Origin of the sequence: Actinoplanes sp. NPDC051343 (genome assembly GCF_044455125.1) — a bacterium.
Lineage (GTDB): Bacteria > Actinomycetota > Actinomycetes > Mycobacteriales > Micromonosporaceae > Actinoplanes.
Genome location: NZ_JBITEL010000014.1, coordinates 274273 through 289535, shown reverse-complemented (window position 1 = coordinate 289535; position 15263 = coordinate 274273). Strand labels below are relative to the sequence as shown.

Sequence of the window (15263 nt, the reverse complement as noted above, 5' to 3'; positions counted from 1 at the left end):
TCGATGCCCGGCGGTGGTTCTGAACGGCCGTCAGCAGCGGCCGAGGTCCTTCCATTGGGCGGTCAGGCCCGGCTCGGAACCCTGGGTCCACCAGTTGGCCTGCCATAGGTGCCCGTTGTGGGTGGCCGTCTGACCAGCCAGGTAGACCGTCGACCAGTTCCAGGCCGGGGCGTTGGCGCAATTTGCGGGCCCGGTCGGCGGAGCAGTGGTCGGCGCCGTGGTCGGCGCGGTCGTGGGCGGGCTGGTCGGCCGGGTCGTCGGCGGTGTAGTAGGCGGCGTGGTGGAACACGTCGTCGAGTCCAGCGTGTCCTGGTGGCTCGCGCCGGAGCCGCGGACGGCGGTCGCCTGGGCGACGGCCTGGTCGGGCGACAGGGTGGCGTTCTTGGCGTAGTAGGTCCAGTCCACCGACTCCTTGTACGTGCTGGTCCCGCTGGTGTGCCCGGCCGTGTCGATGAACCACAGGTTGTAGCTCAGCGTCATCGGAACCCGCGGATAGACCGGCAGGCTGTGGGTCTGGTCGTCGACCGTGTGGTCACCGACCAGCGTGCCGTCGATGTAGTACTTGACGTGGCCGCCGCCGACCTGGCTCACCAGGTTGTGCCAGCCGTCGAGGCTCTGGTTCTGCGACGAGTGCGCGTTGCGGGGGTCCCAGGGGTCCTCCTGATAGCCGTTCCAGCTCGTCTCGTAGTCGATCGGGCCGGCCGCGCCCCAGCCGCCGTTCGGCAGGTACTCGGAGAAGTCGAGCTCGCTGTACTGCGGGTCGTAGTTGTAGCGCTGCGGCGGACCGATGACGAAGTACGTCTCGTTGATGTGGTCGCCGTCGCTGCCGCTCGCCGGGGTGTCCTGGAACTTGATGCGACTGGCGTAGGTGCCGTCCTGGAACCGTAGCTGGGCCGTGCGCAGTTCGGACTGGACGGTCCCGGAGGAGGACCCGTCGGTGGACGAGGTCAGCTGGGCGACCTTCTGTCCGTCCACCGTCGGGAACGTGATGTTGTCGGCCGACCAGCTGGCGCCCGAGACACCGGGGCCGCCGGACTCGCTGCGGGCCACCCAGCCGTTGCCGGTGAACGCCGCGTCGGTTCGGGAGTTGTAGCTGAAGTCATCGTAGAAGGTGCCGCAAGAGGCGGCCGCGGTGGCGGCATCGCTTTGGGTGGCGAACAGAACACCGGCCGCGGTCAGGGTTCCGGCCGCGAGGACAGCCATCGCGGCCTTTCTGGGGAGTGGCATGGGGAACTCCATCTTTGAGGGGGGATGCGGGTCAGCCCTTGACGGCGCCCGCACTCATGCCGGCGACTGCCCGGCGTTGAACAAGGAGGAAGAACACGACCACGGGGAGGGTGAAGACGGTCGCGACCGCCATCTGAGCTCCGTAGTCGGTGCCGTTACGGCCGATGAAGGATTGGATGTAGACCGGCAGGGTGTAGTGGGCCGAGTCGTTCACCAGCACGTAGGCGTAGGTGAATTCGGTCCAGGCGGTGATGAACGAGAAGATCGAGGTGGCCAGCAGCCCGGGCGCGACCAGGGGGAAGAGGATGCGCCAGAACGACTGCCAGCGGGTCGCGCCGTCGACCGACGCCGCCTCTTCGAGCTCGACCGGGATCGACGCGACGAAGCCCCGCAGCATCCACGTCGTGAACGGCACCGTGAAGGACAGATAGACGAGCATCAGGCCGAGCAGGTGACCGAGCAGGTCGATGTTGCGCAGCATCAGGTAGAAGGGGATGAACAGCGCCTCCCCGGGGATCATCTGGACGATGATCAGGGCGAGGATGAAGCCGGCCCGCCCGCGGAACTGGAAGCGGGCCAGCGCGGTCGCGGCGAGCAGCGCGACCAGGGTGCCGGCGACGACCACCGAGACGGTGACGATCAGCGAGCTGCGCAGGCCGGTGTAGAAGGCGCTGTCGGCGAAGATCCGGTGGAAGTGCGAGAAGTCCAGCGGCCAGGGCAGGAACGAGGGGGTGTACTGCTTGATCTGGCTGTCCGGCTTGAACGCGGTCGCGATCATCCAGTAGACCGGGGAGACGAAGAGGATCGCCAGAACCACGCAGGCGGCGTTGACGGTCGCGCGCCGGGCGCGCCGCGCGCTCATCGGGCTTCCTCGCGCATCGTACGCATGTAGACCCAGGAGAGCCCCAGAAGCATGACCGTCATCAGCACCGCGATGGTCGACGCGACACCGAACTGCGAGTCGTTGATGCCCTTGTTGTAGATGTAGACGCCGAGCATGACGGTGCCCTGGTACGGGCCGCCCTTGGTGGTGAGCCAGACCTGTGGGAACACCTTGGTGTCCCAGATGACCGACAGCACGATGAGGATCGCGTAGATCGGGCGGAGCAGCGGCAGGGTGATCCGCCGGAAGATCAGTACGCCGTCGGCCCCGTCGACCCGGGCCGCCTCGGGCAGCTCCGGCGGCACGGTCAGCAGACCGGCGTAGAGCGACAACGCGGCGAACGGCACCGCACCCCAGACCACCAGCACGACCAGGACGGCGAGCGCGCTCCACTGGTCGGCGAACCAGGAGTGGTGCTGACAGGCGCAGATCCCGGTCTTCGACAGCAGATAGTTGACCACGCCGAATTCGGGGTCGAAGAGCCAGGTGAAGACCACCGCGCCGATGATGACCGGCGTCGCCCAGGCGACCACCATGCCGATCGAGAGCACCGTCCGCGCCCACACCGACGCCCGTTGCAGCAGCAGCGCGCATCCGGTGGCGACGAGCAGGGTGAGCGCCACGCAGGTCGCGGCGAAGCCGAGGGTACGCGGCAGGACCGTCCAGAATCCCGGGTCGGTCAGCACCTCGCGGTAGTTGTCCAGCCCCACCCACGTCGTCGTGCGCGAGATCAGGTCACCGAGGTTCTCCCGCTGGAAGGACATCAGGATCATCGTGCCGACCGGGTACAGCAGCGTGGCGAAGACCGCGATGCCGGCCGGTGTCAGCAGCAGGTAGGGCAGGGCCCGTCCCCGCCGCCGGGGCCGGCGGCGGGGCGGCCCCGCCGCCTTCCCGGCAGCGGTCGGCCCGGCCTGGGTTTCGAAGCCGGTGCTCGTCATGGCGGATCAGGCGCCGGCGAGCTTCTGATTGATGGTGTCGTCCGCCTGTTTGGCCGCCTGGGCGACCGTGGCGTGCCCGGAGGCGATCGCCTGGAACATGTCCATCAGCGTCTTGGAGTTGTCCACATCGGACCACTTCGGGGAGGTCGGGGTGAACCAGCTCTTGGACGCCGCCGCGAGCTCGGTCGCCGTGATGCCGGTGACCTTGGCCGAGAGGCTGGTCGTGTTGGGCAGCAGTCCGTTGCCGGCCAGGATGCCCTGGTACTTGTCACCGGCCATCATCTTGATCCACTCGTAGGCCAGGTCGGCGTGCTTGCTGCCCGCCGAGGCGACCAGGTTGGAACCGCCGAGGAAAACCGGCATCGGGCCGTTCGTACCGGGCATCGGGAACGCGCCGATCTGGTCGGCGATCTTCGGGTAGGTCTTGCTGATCGAGCCGACCATCCAGCCCTGACCGATGATCATCGCGGTGTGACCCTGGCCGAAGACGTCGGGGATGTTGGTCTCGTCGACGTCGGCCGGCGCGTGCGAGACCGCCTTGACGAAGCTCGCCCAGTTGGTGAGCCCGGCCTGCGAGGCGGGTGACGACAGGTTGCCGGTCCACTTGTCACCGTTCTGCACCGCGATCGAGCCGCCGGTGTCGTAGACGAACGGGAGCGCGGCGTACTGGTAGCGGCCGGGGAAGTACATGGCTGAGAAGTCGTTGCCCTTGCCGGCGGCCAGTTTCTGGCCGTCGGTCTGCAGCTGCGCGAGGGTGGTCGGCGTCGCCGTCAGGCCGGCCGCCTTCCACATGTCCTTGCGGTAGATGACGACCCGGTCGCCGCCGTAGTAGGGGACGCCGTAGAGCTTCCCGTTGTAGGTGCCGGCCTCCTTGAGCCCCTGCAGCCAGGTCGACGAGTTCTCGAAGGTCTTCCCGGTGAGGTCGGCCAGGGCGCCGGACGTGGCGTAGGACAGCACGTCGGTGTTGCCCATCTCGAGCACATCCGGCGGGTTGTTGCCGGCCAGGGCGGTCTTCCACTTCACGTCACGCCCGTCCCAGTCGAGGATTTCCGGCTTGACCGTGACGTCGGGGTGCGCGGTGTGGAACTCGGCGTTGATCTGGCTGATCACCGCGTCGGGGGCCGAGTCCTTCATGAGCCACACGGTGAGGGTCGTGGCGCCGTCGCCGCCGCTGCCGCCCTCCTTGGAGGAGCCGCAGGCCGCGGCGAGGCCGATGCTCGACACGGCGAGGAGGAGGGCGAGTGGGCGTCGGAGCGGAGAGTGCTTCATGGCGTTCTCCCGTTATGTGATGCCAGGCCGTCGATGGCAATGACCATCGGGCATGGGCGCTCTCTCAATGGGGAACACCGTGGCCTAACCTTTGGGAAAAGTCAAGCCTCTCGATACGCTGCATTTACCGTCGATTCCGGTCGCACGCAGGCATAAATGAGCTGCTCAGCTCCGCTATGGACGCCCCGACGCCTATTTACCAATGGTAATTCGGGCAGGTCGCCGATAGCCGATCCCGGCCGCGTCAAGGCGTTCCAGGTGCCGGTCGAGCACCGCCTCGACACCCTGCACGTCGCCCTGCACACCCCAGCCGACCTCGGCGATCGCGGCCAGGCGCGGCATCAGGTCGTACTCGGCCCGGGCGGGCGTGGGCGCGTACTCGGCCCAGAGGTTGCCCTGCAGACCCAGCACCGACGATCCGGGCGCCGGCATCGGCTCGTACGCGTGGATCTGGGCAAAGCTGAGCGGTCCGTGGAAGACCGACGACGGCCGGGAGGCGATCGACAGCGGCTCACCGTCGCCGTCCGCGGCCGGATAGTTCAGGTACGTCGTGGTGTGCGGAGTGGCGATCACGTCGTGACCGGCCCGCAGCGCCTCCGCGACCCGGTCCTCGCCCCGCCACGCCATGACGACCGTCTCCGGCGGCACCTGGCCGACCAGTTCGTCCCAGACCACCGCGCGGCGCCCCCGGGCCCGCACGTGGGCCGCCATCCGGTCGACCCACCAGCCCAGAAGCTGCTCCGGCCGGGCCAGGCCGAGCTGTGCCATCCGCCGCCGGGCGCCCGCGCTCGCCGCCCACTCGTCGGCCGGCACCTCGTCGCCGCCCAGATGGATCCAGGGCCCCGGGAAGACGTCGATCACCTCGTCGAGGACGTCGCGGAAGAACGCCACGGTGGCGTCCTCGACGTTGAGGATCCGCCGGCTGACACCGAAACCGGTCCAGACCTCCGGCGGGAGATCGGGCCGGTTGCCCAGTTCCGGATAGGCCGCTATCGCGGCCTGCGTGTGCCCGGGCAGGTCGATCTCCGGTACGACGGTGACCCCGCGCCGGCCCGCGTACGCGACCAGCTCGCGCAGTTCGGTCTGCGTGTAGAAGCCGCCGTGCGGACGGCCGTCGCCGACCCCGTCCTTGGCGTGCCCGAGCGGCGACTGGAGCCGGTACGCACCGACCTCGGTCAGCCGCGGATGCCGCCGGACCTCGAAACGCCAGCCCTGGTCGTCGGTCAGGTGCAGATGCAGGATGTTCATCCGGTGCATCGCGACCAGGTCGACCATCGAGCGCAGCCAGCCGATCGGCTTGTACCACCGGCCGACGTCGAGCATCAGGCCCCGCCAGCCGAACCGCGGCGCATCGCGGATCTCGGCCGCCGCCACGGTCCAGGCCACCTGAAGTACGCGCTCCGGTGAGTACACCTGGGGCGGCAGGAGCTGGCGGAGCGCCTGCACGGCCCAGCGCAGGCCGGTGGCGCCGGCCGCGGTCGCGACGATCCCGGTGGGCTTGACCGACAGCCGGTAGCCCTCCACCTCCGGCGGCTGCCGCACGGCGCACAGCAGCGAGATCACGTTCGGTCCGGGGGCCGGGGCGGCCTCGAGCGCGAGCCCGGTCGCCGGGCCGAGCAGTTCCCGCAGGAGGTCGGCGACCTCGGGTGCGTCGGGCGCGTACACCCGGGTGCCGGCGTTCAACGTGAACGCCCCGGCGCCGGAGACGAAGGAGCGAGGCCGCGGTATCAGCATGAAAACGAAGACTGGTTCAACCACTGGTAAATGTCAACAAACGGCCAGATCGACACCCTCTTTGCTGGTGAGAGATGCCGCGTGGTTACCATTGGTAAAGAAACATCGGCCCGCTGGTATGCTCACCGGGCGAAGCCGGACCGACCCGCAGGAGTTGACTTGAAACGCGTCGAGGTACGGGAGCGTCTCCGCCAACTCATCGACGCCTGGGAGCCGGGCGAGCTGCTGCCGTCCGAACGCACCTTGAGTGAGCAGCTCGGGGTGTCCCGGCCGACGCTGCGCGCCGCCATCGAGGATCTGGCCCGCGACGGCCTCCTGGAGCGCAGCCAGGGCCGCGGCACCTTCACGTCGCGCCGCAAGATATCGCAGGAGCTGACCCCGCGCACCGCCGACGACTTCGGCGTGCCCTCCCCCGAGGGCGACTGGAGCAGCCACGTCGAGATCTTCCGCACCGAGCCCGCCGGGGCCCGCCTCGGCAAGCGCATGCACGTCTCCCCCAGCACCGAGGTCCTCTACGTCGCCCGGGTCCGCATCGTCGACGACGAGCCGATGGGCATCGAGCACATCCGCATCCCTGCCGACCTGGTCCCCGGCATCGCCCCGGCCGACTTCGAGTCCGGCTCGCTCTATCGGCTGCTCAGCATGCGCTACGAAGTCGTCGCCACCGACGCGGTGCAGACCACCGAGCCGACCGTCACCGACGAGCACGAGGCCGAACTCCTTTCCGTGCCGACCTACTCACCGGCCCTGCTCTTCGAGCGCACCACCCGGGACGCCAACCGCCGCGTCATCGAACACACCCGCTCGATCTACCGCGGCGACCGCTACCGCATCACCACCCACCTGCGGTTCGACCGCAACTCCGGCTAGCCGGCGACGACGGCCGCGCTCAGGAACGTGTCCAGCGTCTCGGCCATGAGATCGGCCAGCGTGCGGTCGTTGCCCGCCTGGTTCCAGCGGTTGCGCGCGACGAAGAACACCGCGACCGCGGTCCAGCCGGCGACGATCGCGGCCGGCTCGGCCGTTCCCCGCTCGCGGAGCGCGGCCGTGATCCGGTCGGCCAGGCCGGCCGTTTGACCAGCTCGCGCTCCTGCAGCTCGGGGCTCGCGGCGATCACGCGACCGAGCAGCACCGAGGTGCGCCGGCTCGACCTGGCCGACCGCTCCTCCGTACGCGCCTTCGCCGACGCCTGGGTGGGCCCGATCGACCTGCTCATCAACAACGCCGGCATCTCGGTGCCCGACCGGCGCCGGACCGCCGACGGGTTCGAACTGCAGTTCGGCACCAACCACCTCGGACCGTTCGCGCTGACCAACCTGCTGCTGGAGCACGTCGAAGGCCGGGTCGTGACACTCTCTTCGCAGGCCGAGCGGATGGGGCCGCCTCGACCTCGACGACCCCGCCGACGAACGCCGCCCCTACCGCGAAACCCGGGCCTACAACCGGTCGAAGCTGGCCAACCTGCTGTTCACCGCCGAGCTGCAACGCCGCCTGGATGCCGCCGGCTCCAAGGTGCGCGCCCTGGCCGCCCACCCCGGCCTGGTCCGGAGCGAGATCTACGCCCAGTCCGGCCCGGTGACCCGGCTGATGGTCCGCCTGGCCGGGCAGAGCCCGGAGCAGGGCGCCCTTCCCGTCCTTTACGCCGCCGTCGCCGATCTTCCCGGCGACAGCTTCACCGGTCCGAGTCGCCTCGCACGCATGCGAGGGGCCCCCGAGCTGATCAACCGGTCCGCGGCCGCTCGCGACGAACAACTCGCCGCGCGGCTCTGGGCACTGTCCGAGCGGCTCACCGGCACGCGCTTTCCGCTCGCCTACGGGTGGGCGGGGCCTTCGACCGAGGTGTACGCCGGGGGCGGCGTTGCTTGCTTGTCCTCGGCCCGCTCGTCGGGCGGCCCATCGGCCGGGCCATCAGTGGGCCCATCAGTTGGCCCATCGGTGGGCCCATCGGTGGGCTCGGTTCCCGGCGGCTCCCGGTCGGCGGTCGGGGCGCCCTCCGGATGCCGGGCCAGGTAGCGGATGCCGGTGTTGAGCACGGCCAGGACCGGCACGGCGACCAGACCCCCGATGATGCCGGCGATGACCACCCCGGAGGCGATGGACAGGATCACCGCGAGCGGGTGCAGGGCCACGGCCCGGCCCATGATCAGCGGCTGGAGGACGTGCCCCTCGAGCTGTTGAACCGCGATCACGACGCCGAGCACGATCAGCGCCTTGACCGGCCCGACGGTGACCAGCGCGACCAGCACCGCGACCACCCCGGTCACGGTGGCTCCGACCACCGGGATGAACGCCCCGAGGAAGACCAGCGCGGCCAGCGGCAGGGCGAGCGGCACCTGCAGGATGGCCACACCGGTGCCGATGCCGATCGCGTCGACGAAGGCGACCAGCACCGTGGCGTGCACGTAGGACACCAGGGTGTGCCACGAGTAGTGGCCGGCCCGGGCGGTCGGCACGCGGGCCGGCCCGGGCAGCAGCCGGCAGAGGAACCGCCAGATTTCGCCACCGTCGCGCAGGAAGAAGAACAGCGTGAACAGGGTCAGGAAAAAGCCCGCGGCGACCTCGCCCACCGTGGTCGCGGTGTTCAGCGCGCCGGAGGTCAGCGCCGCCCGGTTCGAGGTGACCGAATGCTGCAACTGCGCGATAGCGTCGTTGAGCTGCTGCTGGGATACGTGCAGCGGGCCCCGGGCGAGCCACTTCTGCACCTCCTGCACGCCGTCGCCGACCTGGGAACTCAGCGCGCCGACCTGACCCACGACCGTGTTCACGATCAGGCCCAGTCCGCCGAACACCACGATCAGCGCGCCGAACAGGACCAGTACCGCGGCGAGCGAGCGGTTCATGCCGCGCCGGCGCAGCCAGGCGGTCACCGGCTGGAACAGCGCGGCGAGCAGCAGCGCCACCGCGACCGGGATGACCACCACGCGCAGCAGAGCGAGGACCCGCAGCAGCACGTAGATCGCGGCCACGAAGAGGATCACCCGCCAGGCCCAGGCGCCGGCGACCCGCACCGACCGGGGAAGCCCGTCGTCGATCCGCGGGGACGCGTCGACCATCACCACCGGGGTGGCGCCGTCCGGGTCGATGTCGCCGGCGAAGGGCGGCACCTGGTCGGCATCGCGTGCCTGACGGAGGCGGGTGCGGGCCCGTTCCCGGGCGTCGTCGAGCCAGGCCATAGAGCACTCCTTAAGCCGGCCGGCGCAGGACGTCGCCAGACCCGGAAGCTATCGACTACCCCCGGGCGGTCGCGGGAAAACGCGGTTCAGGACGTGGACGCGGCCACCCGGGCCTCGGTGACGGCGCCGATCAGCCGCCGGATCACCGCGGTCGCCCGTTGCAGATCCTGACTGTCCACGCCGGCAACGGTGTCGTGCATCAACCGCCCGAGCGGCACGAAGAAGTCGATCGCGAGTTGCAGGGCCGGCGGCTCCATCACGATGGTGACCTTGCGGCGGTCCTTCGGGTCGCGTTCCCGGCGTACGTGCCCGGCGCTCTCGAGCCGATCCACCAGCCCGGTCGTCGCGGGGGCGCCCAGGCCGAGACGGGATGCCAGCTCGCCGGACGTGATCGGGTGGCCGCTCCGGGTCCCCTGGCTGATCCACATGATCGCGTTGAGGTCGTTGCGGCCGAGACCGTGCGCCCGCGCGAAGACGTCCACGAAGACGTCGCTTTCGACAGTGAAGAGCCGCAACGCGTCGATGAGGTCGTCGACGATCTCGGCGCGCTCGGCGTCGCGGGCAGGTTGCGTCGGCACAGCCGTCATCCTATCGTTTCGGGAAACGAATATTTCACTAAACGAAGGATTCCGGATGCGTATCGCCGCAGTCACCAGCCGCACCGGTGCGCTTCTGGTCCTCCTGGTGGCGGCCGCCCTGACGGCGCTGGTGTGGCTGACCTCGCCGGCGCAGCCGGCCCCCGGACCGGCCGACGGGCTGCCCGCCGGCAAGCAGTCGACCCGCGTCACCGAGCTCGCAGACCGGTTTCCCAGCGGCCGCACCGACGCCGCGGTGGTCGTCTACGAGCGTCGCGACGGCCCGTTGACCGCGGCGGACAAGGACGCCATCGCCGCCGCGGGAAAGGGGAGGACGCCGGTTGTCTCCCGGGACGGCCAAGCGGCGCTGGTGATCGTCCCCGTTCCCGGTGGCCTCGACAATGCCGCCGAGGCGAAGACCGTCGACGCCCTCCGCGCGACCGTCGCCGCCGGCCCGTTGCCTGCGGGGCTGACCGCGAAGGTCACCGGCGGACCCGCGTTCAGCCGCGACATCGCGGCCGCCTTCGACGGGGCCGACGTCAAACTCCTGCTGGCCACTGCGGGTGTCGTCGCCCTGCTCCTGCTGATCACCTACCGTAGCCCTCTGCTGTGGATCGCTCCGCTGGCCGTGATCGGCGTCGCCGACCAGGTGGTCGCCAAGCTCCTGCCCTGGGTCGCCCGGCTGGTCGGCGAGCGCACCGACGCCGCGGTCAGCGGCATCGTCTCGGTGCTGGTCTTCGGCGCCGGCACCGACTACGCCCTGCTGCTGATCTCCCGCTATCGCGAAGAGCTGCGCCGCACACCGGACCGCCGCGCGGCGATGGCCGGCGCCCTCCGCGCGGCGGCACCGGCCGTCGCCGGCAGCGCCGCCACCGTCATCCTGGCGCTGCTGACGCTGCTCGCCGCGGTGCTGACCAGCAACCGTACGCTCGGCATCTCGGCCGCCATCGGCGTCGCGGTCGCGCTGTTCTTCGGCCTGGTCGTGCTGCCCGCCGTGCTGGTCAGCCTGCCCCGCGCCGTCTTCTGGCCGTTCGTGCCGAAGGTCGGCACCGCCGAGCCCAGCGACACCGGCCGGTGGGCCCGCATCGCCCGCGCGGTGGGCCGCCGGCCCTCCGCGGTGCTGGCCGTTGCGGTGCTGATCCTGTGTGGACTTTCGGCCGGGCTGCTGAGCACGAACATCGGGCTCTCGCAGACCGAGCAGTTCCGCACGAAGGTCGAATCGGTCACCGGACAGCAGGCGCTGGCCCGCCACTTCCCGGCCGGCTCGTCCCAGCCGGTGACCGTCATCAGCGCCGGCAGCGCCGCCGACGCCGTGGCCGCCGGCATCAGAGCCGTGGACGGCGTCGCGCAAACCGGTAGGCCGGAAGCGTCCGACGACGGACGGCTGGCGCAGATATCGGTGCAGCTGACCTCGGGTCCGGGCACCGCGCAGGCCGACCGGACCGTGCGCGAACTGCGTACCGCGCTCGCGGACATCCCGGGCGCCGACGCCCTGGTCGGCGGTGCACCGGCCGCCGACCTCGACCAGCGCGATGCCAATCTGCGCGACGACAAGGTCATCGTCCCGCTGGTGCTGGCCGTCGTCCTGCTCGTGCTGGTCCTGCTGCTGCGGTCGTTGCTCGCCCCGGTGCTGCTCCTGCTCACCGTGATCGCCGGCTATGCCGCCAGCCTGGGCGCCGCCACCCTGGTGCTGACCCACCTGCTCGACATGCCCGCGCTGGACGCCGGCGTGCCGCTGCTCAGCTTCCTGTTCCTGGTCGCGCTCGGCGTCGACTACAACATCTTCCTGGTTACCCGCGCCCGGGAGGAGACCGCGGCCCGCGGCGACACCCGCACCGCGATGATCCGCGCGCTCGGCGCGACCGGCGGCGTCATCACCTCGGCCGGCATCCTGCTCGCGGCCGTGTTCGCCGTGCTCGGCGTGCTGCCCGTCATCGTGCTCACCCAGATCGGCGTCATCGTCGGCATCGGCGTGCTGCTCGACACCCTGCTCGTGCGCACGCTGCTGGTGCCGGCCATCGCCCTGCTGCTCGGCGAACGCTTCTGGTGGCCGGCCCGGCCCGCCCAACCGGTCACCGGGCCGATCGGTCAACCCGATAACGACCCGGCGGCACGCCGTACTTCCGGCGGAAGGCGTGGGTGAAGGCGAACGGTGTCGCGTAGCCGCTGCGCCGGGCCACGGTGACGTCATCGACGTCATCGACGTCATGGTCGCGTCGGGCCGTTAAGCCGTTCATGACCTCGTACACGAGAATGGGTGACTCGCCCGGCGCCCGGCAGTGGCTCGCCGAAGCACCGCCCTGGCGCAGCGGGCCGAACGCACGATGCCGGCCGTCGCCGAGGAGATCGACGGCGACGGCGACCTCGAGGCCGGCCGCTCTACACTCCTCGGCCATGCGGCTGCTGGTAGTGGAGGACGATCACGAGCTCGGGCCGGCCATCACCGCGCGCCTGCGCACCCTGGGGTTCGCCGTCGACCACGCGCGGTACCGGGCGGAGGCCGACCTCAAGATGTCGGTCAACACCTATGACTGCGTGATCGCCGACCGTGGCCTTCCCGACGGCGACGCGCTCGTGCTGATCAGGACGTGGCGCCGGGCCGGCCGGACCGTGCCGGTGCTGGTGCTGACGGCGCTGGCCGCGGTCGACGACCGGATCTCCGGTTTCGAGCACGGCGCGGACGACTACCTGGTCAAGCCGTTCGCCATGGCCGAGCTGGTGGCACGCACGCGGGCACTGTGCCGGCGTGATCAGCACCCGCGGCTGCCCGAGCTCACGGTCGCCGACCTGACCCTCGACGTGCCGAGCCACCGGGTGCGGCGGGCCGGCGTCCTGCTCACGCTGACCGCCAAGGAGTTCGCCGTCCTCGAGGCGTTGATGGTGCGGGCCGGGGAGGCCGTCACCCGCGGCGACCTGGTGGAGCGGTGCTGGGACGAGATGAGCGACCCGGCGTCGAACGTGGTCGACGTGGTCATCCGGCACCTGCGCCGCAAGCTCGGGCCGCCCGATCTGATCGAGTCGCTGCGGGGCGTCGGTTACCGCATCCGCGGTTCGGCGTGACGGCGCCCCGGCCCGCGGTGGCGCGGCTGCGGCGGATGCGGTGGTGGCTGACCCTGCTGTACGCGGCGGTCAGCGTGATCTCGCTGGTCACGCTGGTGGTCATCGCGGCCTCGATCGACGCCCGCTCCGGCTCCCGCGAGCTCGACTCGGAGATGAAGGGACGGGCCGAGGCGTTGTCCCGGGCGATCTGGATGGACCAGGGAGTTCTGCATCTGGAGCCGCTGTCCGAGGACGAGCTGGCGACCGCGTCGGATGTCACCGTGGTCCTGCAGCGGATCGGAGCGGGCGACGTGCAGACCCGCTGGCTGCAGCCGAAGCGCGAGGGCGGTCTGCCGCAAGTGAGCCGGCTGGACGACCTGTGGTCGGCGACCGTCCGGGAGCAGGAGCCGGTGCTCACGACGATCAGGGGACCCGACGGCCACGAACTGCGCTGGGCCACCGCACCGGTCTGGGACGCCGACGAGATCGGGGCCGTCGTCCTCGTCGCGGCCGACCTCGCCCCGCAGGAACGCAGCCACGACGAGCTGGTCCTCTGGCTGGTCGTCGGCGGCACGGTGCTGATGCTGGTCTCGGTCGGCGCCGGCCATCTGCTGTCCGGCCGGGCCGTGCGTCCCGCGATGCGGACGCTGGACCAGCAGGAACAGTTCCTGGCCGAGGCGGCACACGAGCTTCGGACGCCACTGGCCACTCTCCGCCTGGCGCTGGAAGGCGCGACTACCTCGCGGGACGCGGTGCGGATGGTCGACCACCTGGACCGGTTGGTCACCGGCCTGCTCAGCCGGGCCCGCATCGACAGCGGCGCCCGGCCGCTGGAGCTGACGCCGCTGCGGCTCGACCTCCTGGTCGAGCAGGTCGTGGAGGAGTTGCCCGCCCGCGGTGCGTCGGTGTCGCTACGGACCGAGCCGACCGTCGTGCTCGGTGACCCGGACCTGCTCGCGCAGGCGGTGCGCAACCTGGTCGAGAACGCCGTGCGGCACGGCACCGCGGGGGACGCGCCGTCCACGGTGGAGGTGTCGGTCGCCGAGGGCCGGGTTGCGGTGCGCGACCACGGACCGGGCATCGACGCGCGCGATCGCGAAGCGGTCTTCGGCGACCGCGTCACCGGTGGGCGCGGCGGCATCGGCGTCGGGCTTCCGATCGTACGGTGGGTGGCCGAACTGCACGGCGGACGCGCTCGGGTGGCGTCCGCCCCGGGGCCCGGCACCCTGGTCGAGCTGGTGCTGCCCCGCGTCATCGTCCGCTAATGGTCCGGCTGCCACGCTGACGTCATGACCGTCGATCCCCCACAGACACCACCCCGTTCCCGCCGCACCGCCCGGACCGCCGCGGTGGCGACGTTCCTGGCCGCGGCCACCGCCGTCACGGTGACCCAGACCAACGCGTTCGCCTCGACGACCGCGCCCGCCCGGAAGACCGCGCCGGCCCAGGCCTCGGCCACGGCGCCGCTGGTGCCGGCCCAGGGCGCGCTTCTCGGCCACTACTACGGCAACGGCACGATCGCGCAGACCGACAAGCGGATCGGCCGGAAGCCGGCCGTCCATCTGACCTATTACGACTTCAAGAACGACGACTGGGTCAAGTCGTCGGTCAACACCTCGGACTTCGCCGACGGCCGGATCCCGCTGGTCAACGTCGAACCCAACGACATCAACTTCACCGACATCGTCAACGGCCGGTACGACACGATGCTGAGGAAGCGGGCCGACGACGCCAAGGCTCTGGGCCGGCAGTTCTTCGTCGACTTCGCGGCCGAGATGAACGGCGACGAGGGGTGGGGCGGCCACCAACCCGCCACCTACATCGCCGCCTGGCGCCACATCCACGACATCTTCGTGGCGCGCGGCGCCACCAACGTCGTCTGGGCCTGGTGCCCCAACAACGAGGACGACCCGAGCTCCCCGCCGGCGATGAACTACTACCCCGGCGATCAGTACGTCGACTGGACCGGAATCGACGGATATAACTGGGGCACCTCCGACCCGGACTTCGACTGGCAGAGTTTCCGGGACGTCTTCGCCGGCATGTACCCGAAGCTGGCGGCCAAGGGCAAGCCCATCATCATCGCGGAGATGGCCTCCGACGAGGCCGGCGGCAGCAAGGCCACCTGGATCAACAACATCATCCCGACGCTGAAGAACAACTACCCGCTGATCAAGGCGATCGTCTGGTTCGACGTCGACAAGGAACGCCACTGGCAGATCAACTCGTCCTCGTCGGCGCTCGCCGCGTACCAGAAGATGGCGAAAGACCCCTTCATGAACCCGTGACCAGCCCCGGGGGCGGGGGGGGGGCCCCCCGGGGGGGGGGGGGGCGGGGGGGGGGGGGCGGGGGGGGTGTTGGTTGGCCCCCCCGAACCCCCCCCGTGGGCCGGCCAAAAAGCCGCCCCCCCGGCCCCGCGGCCCCA

Annotated in this window: 13 protein-coding genes and 1 pseudogene; 6 read left to right on the top strand and 8 right to left on the bottom strand. The window is 70.6% G+C overall.

Translation table 11 applies throughout. The annotated features are described in order from the left end of the window. Positions 1-30: 30 nt before the first annotated feature. The 5 genes from ACIA5C_RS38270 to ACIA5C_RS38250 form a co-directional block, all read right to left on the bottom strand. Positions 31-1227: a carbohydrate-binding protein gene (locus tag ACIA5C_RS38270; RefSeq protein WP_396064026.1), complete on the bottom strand. Its 1197-nt coding sequence runs from the start codon at positions 1225-1227 to the stop codon at positions 31-33. Between the two features lie 31 nt (positions 1228-1258). Beyond that, the gene (locus ACIA5C_RS38265; protein WP_396064023.1) at positions 1259-2089 is read right to left on the bottom strand and encodes a carbohydrate ABC transporter permease; all 831 of its coding nucleotides are present in this window, start codon (positions 2087-2089) and stop codon (positions 1259-1261) included. After that, the gene (locus ACIA5C_RS38260; RefSeq protein WP_396064021.1) at positions 2086-3048 is read right to left on the bottom strand and encodes a carbohydrate ABC transporter permease; all 963 of its coding nucleotides are present in this window, start codon (positions 3046-3048) and stop codon (positions 2086-2088) included. The genes ACIA5C_RS38265 and ACIA5C_RS38260 overlap by 4 nt, the downstream gene beginning before the upstream one ends. A gap of 6 nt (positions 3049-3054) precedes the next feature. After that, complete coding sequence (locus ACIA5C_RS38255) at positions 3055-4317, bottom strand: sugar ABC transporter substrate-binding protein (protein WP_396064019.1); 1263 nt, start codon at positions 4315-4317, stop codon at positions 3055-3057. Between the two features lie 192 nt (positions 4318-4509). Then, a complete protein-coding gene (locus ACIA5C_RS38250; protein ID WP_396064017.1) occupies positions 4510-6051 on the bottom strand; it encodes a beta-N-acetylhexosaminidase in 1542 nt (513 codons plus the stop codon). Between the two features lie 159 nt (positions 6052-6210). On the opposite strand from ACIA5C_RS38250, the gene ACIA5C_RS38245 reads away from it, so the two are divergent. Next, a complete protein-coding gene (locus ACIA5C_RS38245; RefSeq protein ID WP_396064015.1) occupies positions 6211-6921 on the top strand; it encodes a GntR family transcriptional regulator in 711 nt (236 codons plus the stop codon). 266 nt (positions 6922-7187) lie between these two features. Next, positions 7188-7373 (top strand): annotated as a pseudogene (locus ACIA5C_RS38240) (short-chain dehydrogenase); the annotation flags it as partial. Positions 7374-7862: 489 nt separating this feature from the next. Here the strand turns inward: ACIA5C_RS38240 and ACIA5C_RS38235 are convergent. Beyond that, positions 7863-9224: an AI-2E family transporter gene (locus tag ACIA5C_RS38235; RefSeq protein ID WP_396064013.1), complete on the bottom strand. Its 1362-nt coding sequence runs from the start codon at positions 9222-9224 to the stop codon at positions 7863-7865. Positions 9225-9310: 86 nt separating this feature from the next. Next, a complete protein-coding gene (locus ACIA5C_RS38230; RefSeq protein WP_396064011.1) occupies positions 9311-9811 on the bottom strand; it encodes a MarR family winged helix-turn-helix transcriptional regulator in 501 nt (166 codons plus the stop codon). 46 nt (positions 9812-9857) lie between these two features. Here ACIA5C_RS38230 and ACIA5C_RS38225 point away from each other — a divergent pair, with 46 nt between their 5' ends. Beyond that, on the top strand, positions 9858-11942 hold the full coding sequence (locus tag ACIA5C_RS38225) for an MMPL family transporter (RefSeq protein ID WP_396064009.1): 2085 nt from the start codon (positions 9858-9860) through the stop codon (positions 11940-11942). On the opposite strand, the gene ACIA5C_RS38220 is transcribed toward ACIA5C_RS38225, so the two are convergent. Further along, positions 11872-12195 (bottom strand): hypothetical protein, encoded by a 324-nt coding sequence (locus ACIA5C_RS38220; RefSeq protein WP_396064007.1) that lies wholly within the window; start codon positions 12193-12195, stop codon positions 11872-11874. The two genes, ACIA5C_RS38225 and ACIA5C_RS38220, sit on opposite strands and share 71 nt — an antisense overlap. Here ACIA5C_RS38220 and ACIA5C_RS38215 point away from each other — a divergent pair. From ACIA5C_RS38215 to ACIA5C_RS38205, 3 genes are read left to right on the top strand one after another with little or no spacing between them, the layout of a single operon-like run. After that, positions 12194-12859, top strand: coding sequence for a winged helix-turn-helix domain-containing protein (locus ACIA5C_RS38215; protein WP_396064005.1), 666 nt, complete (start codon positions 12194-12196; stop codon positions 12857-12859). The two genes, ACIA5C_RS38220 and ACIA5C_RS38215, sit on opposite strands and share 2 nt — an antisense overlap. Then, complete coding sequence (locus ACIA5C_RS38210; protein ID WP_396064003.1) at positions 12856-14103, top strand: sensor histidine kinase; 1248 nt, start codon at positions 12856-12858, stop codon at positions 14101-14103. Before ACIA5C_RS38215 ends, ACIA5C_RS38210 begins: the two co-directional genes overlap by 4 nt. Positions 14104-14127: 24 nt before the next feature. Beyond that, positions 14128-15126, top strand: a complete 999-nt coding sequence (locus ACIA5C_RS38205) for a glycoside hydrolase family 26 protein (protein WP_396064001.1) — start codon at positions 14128-14130, stop codon at positions 15124-15126. Positions 15127-15263 lie beyond the last annotated feature (137 nt).